The organism is Sphingobium sp. LB126 (assembly GCF_002795205.1).
Lineage (GTDB): Bacteria > Pseudomonadota > Alphaproteobacteria > Sphingomonadales > Sphingomonadaceae > Sphingobium > Sphingobium chungbukense.
Genome location: NZ_NETV01000004.1, coordinates 97,885 through 113,487, shown reverse-complemented (window position 1 = coordinate 113,487; position 15,603 = coordinate 97,885). Strand labels below are relative to the sequence as shown.

14 protein-coding genes and 2 pseudogenes are annotated in these 15,603 nt (G+C 63.4%); 12 read left to right on the top strand and 4 right to left on the bottom strand.

The window, feature by feature from the left end:
* Positions 1 to 243 precede the first annotated feature (243 nt).
* Positions 244 to 1,764 carry an aldehyde dehydrogenase family protein gene (locus CAF53_RS24735; protein ID WP_004212675.1) on the top strand — a complete coding sequence of 507 codons (1,521 nt, stop codon included), beginning with the start codon at positions 244 to 246 and terminating at the stop codon, positions 1,762 to 1,764.
* Between the two features lie 26 nt (positions 1,765 to 1,790).
* Positions 1,791 to 2,819: an alcohol dehydrogenase AdhP gene (gene adhP / locus CAF53_RS24730; RefSeq protein WP_100239924.1), complete on the top strand. Its 1,029-nt coding sequence runs from the start codon at positions 1,791 to 1,793 to the stop codon at positions 2,817 to 2,819.
* Positions 2,820 to 3,074: 255 nt separating this feature from the next.
* Here the strand turns inward: adhP and soxR are convergent, their stop codons facing one another.
* Positions 3,075 to 3,542, bottom strand: a complete 468-nt coding sequence (gene soxR, locus CAF53_RS24725) for a redox-sensitive transcriptional activator SoxR (RefSeq protein ID WP_100239923.1) — start codon at positions 3,540 to 3,542, stop codon at positions 3,075 to 3,077.
* An 84-nt stretch (positions 3,543 to 3,626) separates the two neighbouring features.
* Positions 3,627 to 3,983 (bottom strand): hypothetical protein, encoded by a 357-nt coding sequence (locus CAF53_RS24720; protein ID WP_197707572.1) that lies wholly within the window; start codon positions 3,981 to 3,983, stop codon positions 3,627 to 3,629.
* Between the two features lie 203 nt (positions 3,984 to 4,186).
* Between CAF53_RS24720 and CAF53_RS24715 the strand changes: the two are divergent.
* Positions 4,187 to 4,815 (top strand): annotated as a pseudogene (locus tag CAF53_RS24715) (superoxide dismutase).
* A gap of 58 nt (positions 4,816 to 4,873) precedes the next feature.
* Here the strand turns inward: CAF53_RS24715 and CAF53_RS27305 are convergent.
* Positions 4,874 to 5,140: a hypothetical protein gene (locus CAF53_RS27305; RefSeq protein WP_157801370.1), complete on the bottom strand. Its 267-nt coding sequence runs from the start codon at positions 5,138 to 5,140 to the stop codon at positions 4,874 to 4,876.
* A gap of 96 nt (positions 5,141 to 5,236) precedes the next feature.
* Between CAF53_RS27305 and CAF53_RS24710 the strand changes: the two genes are divergently transcribed.
* The 9 genes and pseudogenes from CAF53_RS24710 (at position 5,237) to CAF53_RS24670 (ending at position 14,435) form a co-directional block, all read left to right on the top strand.
* Positions 5,237 to 6,943 carry a copper resistance system multicopper oxidase gene (locus tag CAF53_RS24710; protein ID WP_100239922.1) on the top strand — a complete coding sequence of 569 codons (1,707 nt, stop codon included), beginning with the start codon at positions 5,237 to 5,239 and terminating at the stop codon, positions 6,941 to 6,943.
* Positions 6,940 to 7,926, top strand: coding sequence for a copper resistance protein B (locus CAF53_RS24705; protein ID WP_197707571.1), 987 nt, complete (start codon positions 6,940 to 6,942; stop codon positions 7,924 to 7,926). The genes CAF53_RS24710 and CAF53_RS24705 overlap by 4 nt, the downstream gene beginning before the upstream one ends.
* A pseudogene (locus tag CAF53_RS24700) lies at positions 7,920 to 8,786 on the top strand (MFS transporter); the annotation flags it as partial. The gene CAF53_RS24705 and the pseudogene CAF53_RS24700, both read left to right, overlap by 7 nt.
* A gap of 105 nt (positions 8,787 to 8,891) precedes the next feature.
* Entirely contained in the window at positions 8,892 to 10,415 is a 1,524-nt protein-coding gene (gene istA, locus CAF53_RS24695) for an IS21 family transposase (protein ID WP_100239417.1), read from the top strand.
* Positions 10,405 to 11,187: an IS21-like element helper ATPase IstB gene (gene istB / locus CAF53_RS24690; protein WP_100239418.1), complete on the top strand. Its 783-nt coding sequence runs from the start codon at positions 10,405 to 10,407 to the stop codon at positions 11,185 to 11,187. Before istA ends, istB begins: the two co-directional genes overlap by 11 nt.
* A gap of 310 nt (positions 11,188 to 11,497) precedes the next feature.
* The gene (locus CAF53_RS24685; RefSeq protein WP_100239921.1) at positions 11,498 to 12,271 is read left to right on the top strand and encodes a type IV toxin-antitoxin system AbiEi family antitoxin; all 774 of its coding nucleotides are present in this window, start codon (positions 11,498 to 11,500) and stop codon (positions 12,269 to 12,271) included.
* On the top strand, positions 12,261 to 13,187 hold the full coding sequence (locus tag CAF53_RS24680) for a nucleotidyl transferase AbiEii/AbiGii toxin family protein (RefSeq protein ID WP_100239920.1): 927 nt from the start codon (positions 12,261 to 12,263) through the stop codon (positions 13,185 to 13,187). Before CAF53_RS24685 ends, CAF53_RS24680 begins: the two co-directional genes overlap by 11 nt.
* Positions 13,188 to 13,379: 192 nt before the next feature.
* The gene (locus tag CAF53_RS24675; protein ID WP_242443642.1) at positions 13,380 to 13,901 is read left to right on the top strand and encodes a hypothetical protein; all 522 of its coding nucleotides are present in this window, start codon (positions 13,380 to 13,382) and stop codon (positions 13,899 to 13,901) included.
* 30 nt (positions 13,902 to 13,931) lie between these two features.
* Complete coding sequence (locus CAF53_RS24670; protein WP_242443641.1) at positions 13,932 to 14,435, top strand: hypothetical protein; 504 nt, start codon at positions 13,932 to 13,934, stop codon at positions 14,433 to 14,435.
* On the opposite strand, the gene CAF53_RS24665 is transcribed toward CAF53_RS24670, so the two are convergent.
* The gene (locus CAF53_RS24665; RefSeq protein ID WP_011950834.1) at positions 14,348 to 15,559 is read right to left on the bottom strand and encodes an IS256 family transposase; all 1,212 of its coding nucleotides are present in this window, start codon (positions 15,557 to 15,559) and stop codon (positions 14,348 to 14,350) included. The genes CAF53_RS24670 and CAF53_RS24665 overlap by 88 nt on opposite strands.
* Between the last annotated feature and the right edge of the window lie 44 nt (positions 15,560 to 15,603).

Genomic DNA, 15,603 nt, shown 5'->3' with positions numbered 1-15,603 from the left:
GTCCGACCAAGCATGGCCGGATCGACTTCAGTGACCTCTGCGCCGCGATTGAATGGCGAGAGCCATGGCCTGCTTAGGCGACTAGATAATCTATAAGCTGATGAGAAAATCATCGGTTTCTTTTGCGTGTCCAGCCTGGCGCTTCGTAAAAAATCTGCCTGATTTTTGTCTGCGGAACTTACTTATAGGCCGTCTCATCAGAAGGTCTACTTCATCAGGCATCGGTAAAGATGGAGACAGGCGATGTTCGAGAAGGCGATCGGGACCATCAATGCTGCGGCGTCCTTCCGACACCGCTATGATAATTTCATCGGTGGTCGATGGAGCGCTCCAGCGAGCGGCGAGTATTTCGCGGACACGAGCCCGATCAATGGCGCCCAGATCGCCGAGTTTGCGCTGTCGACGCCGGAAGATGTCGAGCGCGCGCTCGATGCGGCGCACGCCGCCAAGGATCAATGGGCAAGGATCGCGCCCGCCGAGCGCGCCAGGATTCTCAATCGCGTCGCCGACCGGCTCGAGGATAATCTGGAGCTGCTGGCGCTTGCCGAGACGATCGACAACGGCAAGCCGATCCGCGAGACGCGTGCTGCCGACGTTCCGCTCGCGATCGACCATTTCCGCTACTTCGCCGGCTGCATCCGGGCGGAGGAAGGCGGCATCTCGACGATCGATGCGGACACCATCGCCTATCATTTCCGCGAGCCGCTCGGCGTCGTCGGCCAGATCATCCCGTGGAACTTCCCGCTGCTGATGGCGGCGTGGAAGATCGCCCCGGCGCTGGCGGCGGGCAACTGCACCGTCATCAAGCCCGCATCCCAGACGCCGCTCACCTTGCTGATGTTCGCCGAGCTCACCGCCGACATCCTGCCGCCCGGCGTGCTCAATGTCGTCACCGGCCCGGGACGGACCGTCGGCCAGGCGATCGCCGCCAATCCGCGCATCGCCAAGGTCTCGTTCACCGGCGAGACCGTCACCGGCAAGCAGATCATGCACGCGGCTGCCGACCATCTGATCCCCCAGACGATGGAGCTTGGCGGCAAGTCGCCCAACATCTTCATGGCGGACGTGCTCGACGAGGACGATGCCTTCTTCGACAAGGCGCTCGAAGGCTTCACTTTGTTCGCGTTCAACAAGGGCGAGGTCTGCACCTGCCCGTCGCGCGCGCTGATCCATGAGTCGATCTTCGACCGCTTCATCGAGCGCGCCGTGGCACGCGTCGCCGCGATCCGCCAGGGCGATCCGCTCGACCCCTCGGTCCAGGTCGGCGCGCAGGCGTCGGAGGACCAGCTCCACAAGATCCTGGGCTATATCGATATCGGCAAGGCCGAGGGCGCGCAGTGTCTGGTCGGTGGCGCCAGGGCGCTGCCGGGGGGTGCCCTCGACCAGGGGTATTTCGTGCAGCCGACCGTGTTCGTGGGTCAGAACCACATGCGCATCTTCCAGGAGGAGATCTTCGGTCCCGTCCTGTCGGTCACCACCTTCAAGACGGTCGAGGAGGCGATCGCACTTGCCAACGACACCGCCTACGGTCTTGGCGCGGGCGTCTGGACCCGGAGCGGCAACACCGCCTACCGGCTCGGCCGCGCGATCGAGGCCGGGCGGGTCTGGACCAACTGCTATCATCAGTACCCCGCCCATGCCGCCTTCGGCGGATACAAGGCGTCGGGCTTCGGGCGTGAAAACCACCGGATGATGCTCGACCATTATCAGCAGACCAAGAACCTGCTCGTCTCCTACGACGAGCACGCGCTCGGCCTGTTCTGACCCCTCGCTCAAAAGGAGAAACGGACATGGCGAAAACCATGAAGGCGGCGGTCGTCCGCGAATTCGGCAGGCCCCTGGTCATCGAGGAGGCGCCGATCCCGACGGTCGGCCCCGGACAGATCCTGGTCAAGATTGCGGCAACCGGCGTGTGCCACACCGACCTGCACGCGGCAGAAGGAGACTGGCCGGTCAAGCCCAACCCGCCCTTCATTCCGGGCCATGAAGGCGTCGGGCATGTCGCCGCCGTCGGTGCGGGCGTCACCCATGTGAAGGAAGGCGACCGGGTCGGTGTGCCCTGGCTCTACACCGCCTGCGGGCACTGCGTGCATTGCCTGGGTGGCTGGGAGACGCTCTGCCACGAACAGCAGAACACCGGCTATTCGGTCAATGGCAGCTTTGCCGAATATGTGCTCGCTGATCCCGACTATGTTGGTCACCTTCCCGACAATGTCGACTTCCTCGACATTGCGCCGATCCTCTGCGCGGGCGTCACCGTCTACAAGGGATTGAAGGCCACCGAGGCCCGACCCGGCGAGTGGGTGGTCGTCTCAGGGATCGGTGGGCTCGGCCACATGGCGGTGCAATATGCCCGTGCCATGGGTCTCAATGTGGCCGCGGTCGACATCGACGATAGCAAGCTCGACCTCGCTACACGCCTTGGCGCCACACTGACGGTCAACGCGCGCAATGAGGACCCTTCGGCAGCGCTCAAGAAAGCCATTGGCGGCGCGCACGGGGCGCTCGTCACCGCCGTTTCGCCCAAGGCGTTCCAGCAGGCGCTCGGCATGGTCCGGCGCGGCGGCACGGTCGCGCTCAACGGCCTGCCGCCGGGCGACTTCCCGCTGTCGATCTTCGACACCGTGCTGAACGGCATTACCGTGCGCGGCTCGATCGTCGGCACGCGGCTCGATCTGCTCGAGGCACTGGCGTTCGCCGGCGAGGGCAAGGTCAAGGCCACGGTCCATGCGGACAAGCTCGAGAACATCAACGACGTCTTCGCGCGCATGCACCATGGCGATATCGAGGGCAGGATCGTCATCGATATGGAGCGGTAAGATCCAGGGGGCGCCTCTTCATGCAAGGCTGAACCAGCCTGGCGCGCCCTCGCGGCTGTGGGAACCGCACAGCCGCGGATCTTACCGGCTCCTGGCGCTGCCGCGCATAGGGTCAGATTGCCTATGGGCAGGGCGAGGGGTGTTTGCCTTCATCCGGCCCGGCGACGGCACGACCGGGGTCTTACCCGGTCGTCGAACGTCGGCTGGGCCGATGGATGGGCGGGCCCCATCGCTCGTGATGCGTGGGACCGCTTGTTATCTGTCCGCCTCCAGGAGGCACGGCCCGCAGCCTTCGCCAGCTAAAATATCTTGGGGATTGCGTATCTGGCACTCGGCCAGCGAAAGGCATCCACAGCCGATGCAATGGTCAAGCTGATCACGCAGTTGAACCAGGCTGACAATGCGCTGATCGAGGTCGGCGCGCCACGCTTCACGAAGGTCTCGCCAGGCGCTTTGATCGACCGGTCCGTGGGGCAGCTTGCCCAGATGCTGCTTGATGAAGGCGAGCGATAGCCCGGCCCGCTGGCCCAGGCGGATGATCGCAATCCGACGCAAGACCGTGCGGTCGTATCGCCGCTGGTTTCCACTCGTGCGCGTGCTTTCGATCAGGCCTTTTGCCTCATAGAAATGAAGGGTCGAAACCGCGACGCCGCTCCGCCGCGCGATATCGCCGACCGTCAGCTGCTCTGCCGGCAGTCGTTCCGGCTCAGACTGCCTGGCCATGGCGCGGCTGTTTGGCTGAACTTGCGCGCGTGCATGGCCGCGGCGATCGCTTCCGGCGAACCCGATGGGTGCGAAGAGCGTGCGTCATTGTGGATTGGCCCTGATGATGTAGGTGCATCGACGCCCGCCGCTGATGATATGCTCAGCCCTTGCAATGGAAACGCCGGGCCCAAGAGCCGAGCGAAAAACCTCGAGCTCGGCGCGGCAGAAACCGACGCAGGCCGCGGCTGCGGCGCAGATCGGGCAATGATTTTCAATGAGGACGAAAGATCCATCGGGTTCCTCGCGCCACTCGGCCATATAGCCTTCCTCGGTGCGTAGCGCGGCGAGGGCGGCCACCCTGTCGGCAAGGTCCTGCTTGCCTGCAAGTTCGCTCTGGTAGCGCGTGCGGGTCTCAGCCTCGCGCACGTCGATAATCGTCTCGAGGGCGCCTTCGCCCATATGCGTTCGAATGATGCCGAGAAGCTGGGCGGGGGATGGCAGGGCATCCAAAGCGCACAGGGCCCTGTGCAAGAGCCGGCCCGGTCTGGGGATGCATCTGCCGCGACAGTGCAGGACTCCCTTCCGTTCAGGGATGCCACGGAGGCGCTGCAGCACTGACCCGCTTTTCGAGCGCCATCTTTAAGACACCAAGGAGACCAGAAATGAGCTTCACCCTTCCGCCCCTGCCATATCCTAAGGATGCATTTGGTGACCTGATCTCACCTGAGACGTTCGACTATCATCACGGCAAGCATCACAACGCCTATGTCGTCAAGGCGAACGAACTGGTCGCCGCCGATCCCGCGCTGCAGGGCAAGTCGCTCGTGGAATTGATCGAGCTCACTGCTGTCAATGGCCCAGGGGGCTGTTCAATCAGGTCGGCCAGATCTGGAACCACAGTTTCTACTGGCGCGGTCTCAGCCCGCAAAAGAAGCAGCCGACCGGCCCGCTGCTCGATCTCATCACCCAGGCCTTCGGATCGGTGGACGGGCTGATCGACACGCTCAAGGCTGAGGCCGTCGGTCATTTCGGCAGCGGATGGGCTGCGCTCAACCTCAAGGACGGCAAGCTCGAGGTAACCTCCTATCACGATGCCGACACCCCTGTCGCGTATGGCGCGGCGCCCCTCTTCATCTTCGATGTCTGGGAGCACGCTTATTATGTCGACTATCGCAATGCGCGACCCGACTATGCGGACAAGATCCTGCGCAATGCGATCGACTGGGATTTTGTCGCCCTGAACCTCGACGGCCTGGGACTGACTAGGGCCGACCAAATACCAGGCGGTTGACCAGGCATCCACGCTCATCGAGCTGGTCCCTCAATGGGCATGGGGTTCGAAAGGAGAATCAGGACAGCGAGGGCGCAGAGCCGACCGACCAGCTGCGCGGCGGGGCGTCAGCCAAGCGCCCGCTTCGTAACATACGTATACTGCTCGACGTGATGACATCGCATGGAAGGGCCAGCGCCACCCGGGTCGCAAGTCGGTGACCGCGGCGCAGGCTCTTGGAGATCGCCCATGCAAACACGACAATGCTCACTGGAACAAGGTTCTGCTCGCGCACCGTGAAGCCGGGGCCGCTACGGTCTTGCCCCAATTCGCGGGTGAAGATCATGCCCCTTCGCCAGCGCACCCTGACGGTCGGCGAGATGGCACAATCCGGCGCGCCTGGCGCCGCCGGCAAACCCTGTTCCAGAAAGATGCACGATCCATGTTCGACCTGAACGCCCGCCCGATTGCGCGGCGCCGTTTCGTCCAAGGGCTGGCGATCGGCGGCGCGGTCGCCGGTTTCGCCCCGGCGCTTCTCGCGCGATCCGGCCCAGTCTCGCCCGCTGAGCTGAGCGGGACCGAGTTCGACCTCGAGATCGCCGAGCTACCGGTCAACTTCACCGGCAAGCGCCGTATCGCGACCGCCGTGAACGGCAGCGTGCCCGCGCCGGTCTTGCGCCTGCGCGAAGGCGACACGGTCACGCTGCGGGTGCGCAACGGCCTCAAGGAGATGTCGAGCATCCATTGGCACGGCATCATCGTGCCGGCGGAGATGGACGGCGTGCCCGGCATCAGCTTTGCCGGCATCGCGCCGGGCGAGACCTTCACCTATCGCTTCGAGGTCCGCCAGAGCGGAACCTACTGGTATCACGCTCACACGCTCGCCGAGCAGACGGGACTCTATGGAGCGATCGTCGTGGAGCCGAAACAGGCGCCGACGGCGCGGGCGCCCGATCGCGACTATTGCGTCGTGCTCAGCGACTGGTCGGACGAGCCGCCGCTGCAAATCTTCCTCAATCTCAAGAAGCAGAGCAGCTACTATAATTTTGCGCAGCCGACCGCTGGCGATTTCCTCAAGGATGTCGGCACCATGGGCCTTGGCAAGGCGCTCGAGCGGCGGCGGATGTGGAACAGCTCGAGGATGAACCCGACCGACTACAGCGATGTCTCTGCCGCGACCTACACCTATCTGATGAACGGCGCGCCGCCCGCCGGCAACTGGACCGGTATCGCCGCGCCCGGCGAGCGCGTGCGCCTGCGCTTCGTCGGCGCGGGGACGGCGACGTTCTTCGACGTGCGGATCCCCGGGGTCGAGCTGACGGTCGTATCGACCGACGGGCAGCCGGTCGAGCCGGTCACGGTCGAGGAATTCCGGATCGGCCCGGGCGAGACCTATGACGTCGAGTTCACCATGCCCGAGGGCGGCGCCCGCACCATCTTCGCGCAGGCGATCGATAGGAGCGGCTATGCCCGCGGCACGATCGCACCGGCCCCGGGCATGGTCGCAGCCGTGCCGCCGCTCGATGCCCGGACCTGGCTCGAGCCAGTCGACATGATGGGCGCGATGGCGTCGATGGGCGCAATGGGAGGCGACGCGCATACCGGGCACGGCATGACCGAGATGCCGGCCAGGGCACGGCACGCCCGCACCGAATATGGCGCCAATACCGACATGCGCGTCGACTATCCGCGCACCAATCTCGACGATCCCGGCGCCGGGCTGCGCGGGCGCGGCTGGCGCGTGCTGACGCTGGCCGATCTGCGCACGCCGGGCGGCGATCCCGACCCGCGCGAGCCCGAGCGCGATATCGAGCTGCATCTGACGGGCAATATGGAACGGTTCATCTGGTCGCTCGACGGCATCAAGCTCAACGATTCCCGGCCGCTCCATTTCAGGCCGAACGAGCGGCTGCGCGTCACCTTCGTCAACGACACGATGATGGCGCATCCGATGCATCTGCACGGCATGTGGAGCGATGTCGAAGGTCCGGACGGTGCCTTCCAGGTCCGCAAGCATACGGTCGTGGTCCAGCCCGCCCAGCGGGTGAGCTTCCGCGTTACCGCCGACGCCTTGGGCCGATGGGCCTTTCACTGCCATCTGCTCTATCACATGGCGGCCGGCATGTTCCGGGAGGTGGTGGTCGCATGATCCGGATTTTCCCCTCGCGCGGCATTGCTCTTGGCGCTGCCCTCTTCCTGGCGCCGGCGATCACGGCTCCCGCCCTCGCGCAGGATGCCTCGCCCCCGTCGCCCGCCACCACCCCTGCCCAAACGGCCACTCCCGCTCATCCCACCCACTCCGCGCAAGGCTCTCAGGACCATGCGGGCATGGACATGCCGGGCATGGATATGACCGAAACGAAGGCGTCCGGTAACGGCGCCACGATGGACATGGGCTCGATGCAGGGCGGCAAGGCCCCGCCGGACGCGCGCAACTCGGACGATTATGCCGACGGCTACCGCAACTCGACGCTGCCGGGCTATGAGATGGCCGACAAGCTCTCGATCCCCAAGATACTTGTCGATGAGCTCGAGTTCACCAGCGGCAACGAGGGTCAGGGCGTGGGCTGGACCGTGCTCGTCACCAAGGGTCAGGACAATGACAAGCTCTGGATGCGCAGCCAGGGGCTCAAGAACTCCCGCGACCAACGTCTCGATCCGGAGAGCAGCGTCGAGGCGCTGTGGTGGCACAGCAAGAACCCGTTCTGGGGCACGCTGCTCGGGGTCAGGCAGGATCTCGGCAAGGGTGCGACCACCTGGCTGGCCGCAGGCATCGAGGGACTGGCGCCTTATTGGTTCGACGTCCAGCTCACCGGCTATGTAGGAACCGATGGGCGTCTCGCGGCGCGCGCCAAGGCCTCCTATGAGGTCCTGTTCACCAATCGGTTGATCCTTACGCCGCAGGTAGAGACCAATATCTATTCGAAGCGGTCGAGCGATCGGCAGCTCGGCAGCGGTTTCAGCAATGTCGAGCTGAGCGGGCGGTTGCGCTACGAAGTGTCGCGCAAGTTCGCGCCCTATATCGGCTTTGTCTGGGAGCGCGCATTTGACGGCACGGCCGATTTCCGTCGCCTGCGCGGGGAAGGGCCTTCCGAACACAGGTTGGTGATCGGCTTGCGCGCCTGGTGGTGATCCGCGGATGGCGACTTGAGGGATCGACCGCGAACGCGCCGCGTGACAAGGCTGGATCGCAAGCCAACGGTCGCTGGCCGGCCTCTTTTTTCGCCTTGCTGCTCGCGGCGGCTGCGGCGTCGGCGGGACAGACGGCCATTCTCGCCTTCCTTCCGACACTGGTCGACCCGGCTCGTGGCGCGCTATCGTCAAGCGCTCATGATTTTCATGTCGCGAGCCTGACCGCGGTCCACCCCCTCGCTGCCTTGCTGGCGGCGCCGCTCTGGGGCTGGATCGCGGACCGGGTCGACTATCGGGCGATGTTGCGCGCAGCGCTGGTCATCCTCGCGCTGGTGACCGCGCCGATCGGCCTCATCGGGCTGCCTGAGCTTTATGCATTGCGCCTGGTGGCGGGGATGGCGGCCGCCGCCATCATACCGCTGGGATTGCTCTGCGCGAGCTTTGCCGCAAGCGGGCGCGCGGACCAGGCGCGGCGCTTCACCTGGCTGACCGCCTTCGTGTTTCTGGGCGATCTCGCCGGTCCGCTGGTGGCGGAGGTCTCGGCCGCGATCCTGCCCCGCGCTCCCCTCATGATCCTCGCTCTCGGCATCGGTGCCGTCGGGGCGGCGCTTTGCGCCGTGCGTCTGCCGCGCTGGTGTGCACCCTGCAACGATGGCGGAGACCTGCCCGCGCCGACGCTCGGCGCGACGTTGATCCTGCTTTTCGTGACGATCGTCGCGGGCGGCGGGCTGGCGGCGATGCATGTCAATCTCCTGGTGACGCGGAGCGCCGTTTCGCTGAGCCGCGAAGAGATCGCCTGGATGCTCAGTCTTTGCGGATTGGGCATGCTGGCGGCACAGATCTTCCATGCGAGTGTTGATTGCCGTTGAGAAGTGACCCGGGAAGGGCCCAAATTTCCACTGAGAAGTGACCCATGTTGAACTCACCCCTGGCTTTGACGAGCGAGGGGTCATGGAGTGTTGGACATGGCGTTATTGAGCGTTATCCGGCGCTGGCATTTCCGCGATCATCTTTCGATCCGCGAGATTGCGCGGCGTACCGGGCTGTCACGTAATACGATCCGTAAATATCTACGTTCGGACACGGTCGAGCCGCGGTTCAAGGTGCCCGATCGCCCAAGCAAACTGGACCCGTTCGCGGAGCGGCTGTCAGCCTGGCTGAGACGGGAGATGGGTCGGACCCGCAAGCATAAGCGGACGATGAAGCAGTTGCATGCTGATCTGGTCAGCCTGGGCTATGATGGCTCCTACAATCGGGTGGCGGCCTTTGCCCGGGACTGGCGCGATGATTATCGTCGTGAGCAACAGATGAGCGGGCGCGGGACATTCGTGCCGCTGTCCTTCGCACCGGGGGAAGCATTCCAGTTCGATTGGAGCGAGGATTGGGCGATCATCGGCGGCGTGCGCACCAAGCTGCAGGTCGCCCACTTCAAGCTCAGCTACAGCCGCGCCTTTCTCGTGCGGGCCTATTTGCTCCAGACCCACGAGATGCTGTTCGATGCCCATAATCATGCGTTCCGCGTGCTGGGTGGTGTTCCGCGCCGGGGCATCTATGACAATATGCGCACCGCCGTCGATAAGGTCGGGCGCGGCAAGGAGCGGAACGTCAACACCCGCTTCCTCACCATGGTCAGTCATTATCTGTTCGAGGCCGAGTTCTGTAATCCGGCAGCAGGCTGGGAAAAGGGCCAGATCGAGAAGAACGTCCAGGATGCCCGGCATCGGCTATGGCAACCCACGCCGCAGGCGGAAAGCCTGGATGCTCTCAACCTATGGCTGGAGGAGCGCTGCAAGGAGCTGTGGCAGGATATCCCGCACGGGATCGAACCGGGTTCGGTCGCCGATGCCTGGGCCGATGAAGTGGAAAGCCTGATGCCGATGGGCAGACCGTTCGATGGCTTTGTCGAACATGGGAAACGGGTCTCGCCAACCTGCCTGATCCACCTGGAACGCAACCGTTACAGCGTGCCGGCGTCGTTCGCCAATCGGCCCGTCAGCCTGCGGGTCTATCCCGATCGCTTCCTGGTCGTCGCCGAAGGGCAAGTCATATGCGAGCATCAGCGCATTATCGACCGATCCCATGATGGGCCGGGGCACACCGTCTATGACTGGCGTCACTATCTGGCGGTGGTTCAGCGCAAACCCGGCGCCCTGCGCAACGGCGCGCCGTTCCTCGAACTGCCCGAGGCCTTCCAGCGGCTGCAACGGCATCTGCTGCGCAATCCCGGCGGCGACAGGGAAATGGTCGAGATCCTCGCCCTGGTTTTGCACCATGACGAAGAGGCGGTGCTGACCGCTGTCGCCCTGGCGCTGGACGCGGGCGTGCCCACCAAGACCCATATCCTCAACCTGTTGCACAGGCTGCTCGATGGAAAACCGCTCTCGATGCCGCCGGTAACGGCGCCACAGGCGCTGAGGCTGGTCAGCGAGCCAATGGCCAATGTCGAGCGCTACGATGCCCTGCGCCGGGAGAACCGTCATGCGTCATGATCCCGCCACCGGTGCCCTCGTCGTGATGCTGCGCGGCCTGAAAATGCCCGGCATGGCTCAGGCCGTGACCGATCTCATGGCTCAGGGATCGCCCGCCTTCGAGGCGGCCGTGCCGATCCTCTCCCAGTTGCTGAAAGCCGAGACGGCCGAACGCGAGGTGCGATCCGTTGCCTATCAGCTCAAGGTTGCGCGGTTCCCCGCCTATCGCGATCTCGCCGGCTTCGACTTTGCCAGCAGCGAGGTCAACGAAGCGCTGGTGCGCCAGTTGCACCGCTGCGACTTCATCGATGTTGCCGACAATGTGGTGCTCGTTGGAGGTCCGGGCACCGGGAAGACCCATCTCGCAACGGCGCTGGGCGTTCAGGCGATCGAGCATCATCGAAAGCGGGTCCGCTTCTTCTCTACGGTCGAACTGGTCAATGCCCTGGAACAGGAAAAGGCCCAGGGGCGCGCCGGGCAGATCGCCAACCGGCTCGTCCACTCGGACCTCGTCGTGTTGGACGAACTGGGTTATCTGCCGTTCAGTGCCTCCGGCGGCGCGCTGCTCTTCCACCTGCTGAGCAAATTATACGAGCGCACCAGCGTCATCATCACCACCAACCTGAGCTTCAGCGAGTGGGCCACCGTGTTCGGCGACGCGAAGATGACCACAGCGCTCCTCGATCGGCTCACCCATCACTGCCACATCCTGGAGACCGGCAACGACAGCTTCCGGTTCAAGAACAGCTCAGCCCAGCAAGCCAGACCCAGAAAGGAGAAACCCGCACCTTGACCCACATATGACATCCGAAACATAACCATCAGGCGGGTCACTTCTCGGTGGAAATCCCGGGTCACTTCTCAACGGCAATCAACAAAGTTTGCAGAAATCGATGATTTGCCCCAAAACTCGCTGTGAATCCAAACCTTTTGCCACCCGGATTTCGAACATTGCGCCAACCTCTCAGGCGGACCGCGAAGGAGATACTTCATGATGGTTCACCTCACGCATTGAATTATAGGCGATAGCTATATCTTTGGCATATTAGGAGGGGAAATTCCGAGGCATTGATCAACCTTGGAATTTATGCCATAGATATGCCATGAAGGTAGGTCGAACTGATAAATTGAGGTCGTTGCTCGATGCATGGGAGCCACACACGGTGGCGACCAGCCCGCATCTCAAGGCGCTCGGTCTGACAGCACAGGACCTGCAGAACTATAGATCCTCGCAGTGGCTCGTCTCGTTGGGTCGTGGCGCATTCAAGCGCCCGATGGAAACCGTGACCTGGCAGGGAGCGCTTTACAGCGTTCAGTCCCAGCTGAAACTGCCGGTCCACGTGGGCGCGCTCACGGCGATCGAGATGACGGGAAATAACCACTATGTGCGCTTCGGAGAGAGCAGGGCCTACCTCTTCTCGCCGCTGCACGTGGTTCTGCCGGCATGGTTTCAGAAGCATTGGGGGGGGGAGGTCCGTCATATGCAAACCAAGCTCCTGCCGAACGATATCGGGCTCACCGAGCACCGAACCCCGGAAGGCTATCCATTGACAGCCGCTACGCCCGAGCGGGCGATACTGGAGCTGCTGCATCTCGCGCCAAAGGAATTCGATCTCGTCGAGGCCTGCCAGATCGTGGAGGGCATGACGTCGCTTCGCCCCAAGCTCATGCAGTCCCTGCTCGAGGCCTGCACATCGGTGAAGGTCCGGCGGCTGTTCCTCTACCTTGCGGAACGGGCGGACCTACCGGTCATGCGGCACGTGAAGGTGGACCAGATAGATCTGGGCTCCGGCGATCGCAGCCTTGCGAAAATGGGGCGGTACGTCCCGAAATACAGACTGCTCCTCCCCAGGGAGCTTGTGTCGAGTGGCAACTGACCAATATCGTGACCAGGTTCGCCTGCTGTTGGACGTCCTGCCTTTGGTCATGGCGGAGCCGGCCTTCGCATTGAAAGGCGGCACGGCGATCAACCTGTTCGAGTGGGACCTCCCGCGGCTCTCGGTCGATATCGATCTAACCTACCTTCCCCTCCAAGACCGGGCGGCCTCTCTGCAGGCGATCGGCGAGGCGCTTGCCCGGATCAAGGTAGAAATCGAACGCCGCCTCCCGCCAACCCGCGTGACCCAGACACGCCAGGGCCAAGAAGGTATGGAGGTCAAGCTCAACTGTCAGCGCGGCAAGACCCAGATCAAGGTCGAAGTGAATCCCACCCTGCGCGGCCATCTCCTTCCTCTCCGCGATCTTCCCTGCTCCGACCGTGTGCAGGAGAGATTTGAGGCTTTCGTCGAAGCGCGCTGTCTCTCGCACGGCGAGCTCTTTGGCGGCAAGATTTGTGCCGCGCTGGACCGGCAACATCCGCGCGATCTGTTCGACGTGAAGCGTCTGCTGGACGTAGAGGGCGTCGTCGATGAGGTTCGTCACGGTTTCGTCGCGGCGCTTGTAAGCCACGGGCGCCCGATCGCTGAACTGATCAGCCCGAGCCGAAAGGACCAGAGCGGAGCGTTCAAGGCCCAATTCGAAGGCATGCCCTTCGAGCCGTTCGCCTATGAGGATCATGTTCATACGTTCGGTCGCCTCGTGGCGGCGATCCATAGGTCCCTCGGCGCTGATGATCGGAGGTTCTTAGAGAGTTTTGAGGCCGGAGACCCGGAATGGGACGCCTTCCCATTGCCAGCGCTTCGAGAGCTGCCCGCTCCTCAATTCAAGTTGGTAAACATCCGCAAATTTCGAAAGGCGCAGCCGGAACGACACGCAGCGGGTCTCATCGCGCTGGAAGCAGCTCTCGAGAAATAGCACGCGGTAATGCGCATCGCGGGAGAGCGCCCGATTGCTTCGTGGGTCCGGGCTGAGAGATTCGAATTCATCCACGAGTTGAAATCGTGTTGGTTTTGGAGTATATGAAACTGACTCAACAGGAATGATCGAATGGTTCGCCCAGCAAATATCGGTTTCGTTGATGCGGATCGCATCCTCCACGACCGCATTGTGGCGAGCACCGACCGCATCATCAAGATGATGCCGGCGGCGGCAAAGGCGGCGGCGATAAGCAGCGTCGACGTGCCGAGCCTTGTCTTCCATCTCGCGCTTGGCATCCCGGCGGTCGAAACGGATAATCCGGAAGCCGCGGAAAGAATTACGAACGCCATCGCCTTCAAACGGCGGATGATCGACGCCGCAGGCGGCGCGCTGACGGCGGAGAAGGTGCGCACGCTGTTGGGGCACAAGACGATCCAGGCCGTCTACAAGGCAGTCAAGGATCGCCGACTGCTGATGGTCGAGGATAACGGGACACAACTCTTCCCGGCATTTCAGTTCGACGGCAATGCGATTCTCCCCGGGATTGCAAAGGTTCTCGGTGCCACGCCGAATACAACGGGCTGGGCCGTCCTGCAGTTCCTCGTCAGCGGCGATGAGGGGCTCGACGGAACGAGCCCGATCGCATTGCTGAAGGGCAGCGATGCGGAAGTTGAGCGCCTAGTGCGTTTCGCCCGTACGCTCGAAGATTGACGCAATATGGGAGCGAAAGGCGGGATACCCGTGGCGACGATCGCGACGGGGCGAGTGCTTCATCGCGTGCACGCCGCGACGGTCGCGGCCAAATGGTATGGCCGCAAGGACGCGACCTGGCGTTGGGACGATCCGGACCGCAAATTCGGTGTGCTCTATTTGGGCAAGACGCTCGTCGGCCCCTTTGCGGAGACCTTGCTGAGGAGGCCGACGGACCGGGATGTCCTTTGGGATCAGGTCGCCAGGAGACGCGCTGCAAGCTTCTCCGCAACGCGACCGATCCGGCTGGCGAAGGTCCACGGACCGGGTCTCGGCTGGTTTAGAACGACCACCGCCGGAGTCTCGGCCGACTTCGATCCGGTGGATAATCCTGGCGCGTATGCGGTGCCGCAGGGTCGCGTCCGTCAATGTGGTGTAGAATTGGGTGTGGCCAGCGGGCTGCATTTTCAGGCGGCCTTGGGTGTAATCTGTAGCGGCTGTGCCTCCTCGATCATTGGTGTAGCAAGGGCGGCCATGCCCTCGATCTGCATGTAGCGGTGCTGGAGCTGGTATTCGTCATTCTGCTCCAGCAGGACGGCGCCGACGAGGCGGATGATGCTATCCTCGTTCGGGAAGATGCCGACGACATCGGCGCGGCGCTTCACTTCCTTGTTCAGGCGTTCCAGTGGATTGGTGGAATGTAATTTGACGCGGTGCTGCTCGGGGAAGGTCATGTAGGCCAGCACGTCGTGCTCGGCATCGTCCATGCAGGCGCCGAGCTTTGGCCAGCGGGTACGCAACTGGTCGGCGACCTGGCGCCAGACCTGTGTCGCGGCGGCATGGTCGGGCTGGAGGAAGACCTGGCGGATGGCAGCGGCGACGACGGTGTTCTGGCCCTTGGGCACGTAGGCCAGGGCATTGCGCATGAAGTGGACGCGGCACCGCTGCCAGGTGGCGCTGAGCACGCGAGTGATCGCTGCCTTGAGGCCCTCGTGGGCATCGGAGATGACCAGCTTCACGCCGGTCAGTCCGCGGCGTGCGAGGTCCTTGAGGAAGCTCGACCAGAATGGCTCGGCTTCGGAGGGTCCAATGTGAAGGCCAACGATTTCGCGCTTGCCCTCGGTGTTGACGGCAACGGCTATTATCGCGGCGACACTGACGATCCGCCCGCCCTCGCGCACCTTGAGGTAGGTAGCATCGAGCCAGAGGTAGGGCCAGTCGCCGGTGAGCGGCCGCTTAAGGAAGGCATGGACACGTTCGTCGATATCCTTGCACAGCTTGGACACCGAGGATTTGGAGATGCCGGTCATGCCCATGGCCTGCACCAGCTCGTCGACACGCCGGGTGCTGACGCCGGCGATCCACGCCTCCTGGATCACCGCGACCAGCGCCTTCTCGACGGTCTTCCTGGGTTCCAGGAAGCCAGGGAAGTAGGCGCCGGTCCGTAGCTTGGGAATCCTCAGGTTGAGCGTGCCGAGCCGGGTATCGAGGCTGCGGTCGCGGTAGCCGTTCCGCCAGGTCGTCCGGTCGCCGGAGCGCTCGTGTCGGCTAGCGCCGACCAGGCCATCGACGTCGGCCTCCATGATGATCTGTAATACGCTCTCGGCGATCGTGCGCAGGAAATCTCCATCTCCAGTCTTCGCCATCAGCTCGGCAAGCGGTAGTCTGTCGTCGGTCATCGGGATCAACTCCTCGGTGGGCGTGTGAAGTGTGGTAACTCCAC

Bases quoted from the DNA above. Each gene is read 5' to 3' on its own strand.
- CAF53_RS24735 (WP_004212675.1), top strand. From the start codon at position 244: ATGTTCGAGAAGGCGATCGGGACCATCAATGCTGCGGCGTCCTTCCGA.
- adhP (WP_100239924.1), top strand. From the start codon at position 1,791: ATGGCGAAAACCATGAAGGCGGCGGTCGTCCGCGAATTCGGCAGGCCC.
- soxR (WP_100239923.1), bottom strand. From the start codon at position 3,542: ATGGCCAGGCAGTCTGAGCCGGAACGACTGCCGGCAGAGCAGCTGACG.
- CAF53_RS24720 (WP_197707572.1), bottom strand. From the start codon at position 3,983: ATGGGCGAAGGCGCCCTCGAGACGATTATCGACGTGCGCGAGGCTGAG.
- CAF53_RS27305 (WP_157801370.1), bottom strand. From the start codon at position 5,140: ATGATCTTCACCCGCGAATTGGGGCAAGACCGTAGCGGCCCCGGCTTC.
- CAF53_RS24710 (WP_100239922.1), top strand. From the start codon at position 5,237: ATGTTCGACCTGAACGCCCGCCCGATTGCGCGGCGCCGTTTCGTCCAA.
- CAF53_RS24705 (WP_197707571.1), top strand. From the start codon at position 6,940: ATGATCCGGATTTTCCCCTCGCGCGGCATTGCTCTTGGCGCTGCCCTC.
- istA (WP_100239417.1), top strand. From the start codon at position 8,892: ATGGCGTTATTGAGCGTTATCCGGCGCTGGCATTTCCGCGATCATCTT.
- istB (WP_100239418.1), top strand. From the start codon at position 10,405: ATGCGTCATGATCCCGCCACCGGTGCCCTCGTCGTGATGCTGCGCGGC.
- CAF53_RS24685 (WP_100239921.1), top strand. From the start codon at position 11,498: ATGAAGGTAGGTCGAACTGATAAATTGAGGTCGTTGCTCGATGCATGG.
- CAF53_RS24665 (WP_011950834.1), bottom strand. From the start codon at position 15,559: ATGACCGACGACAGACTACCGCTTGCCGAGCTGATGGCGAAGACTGGA.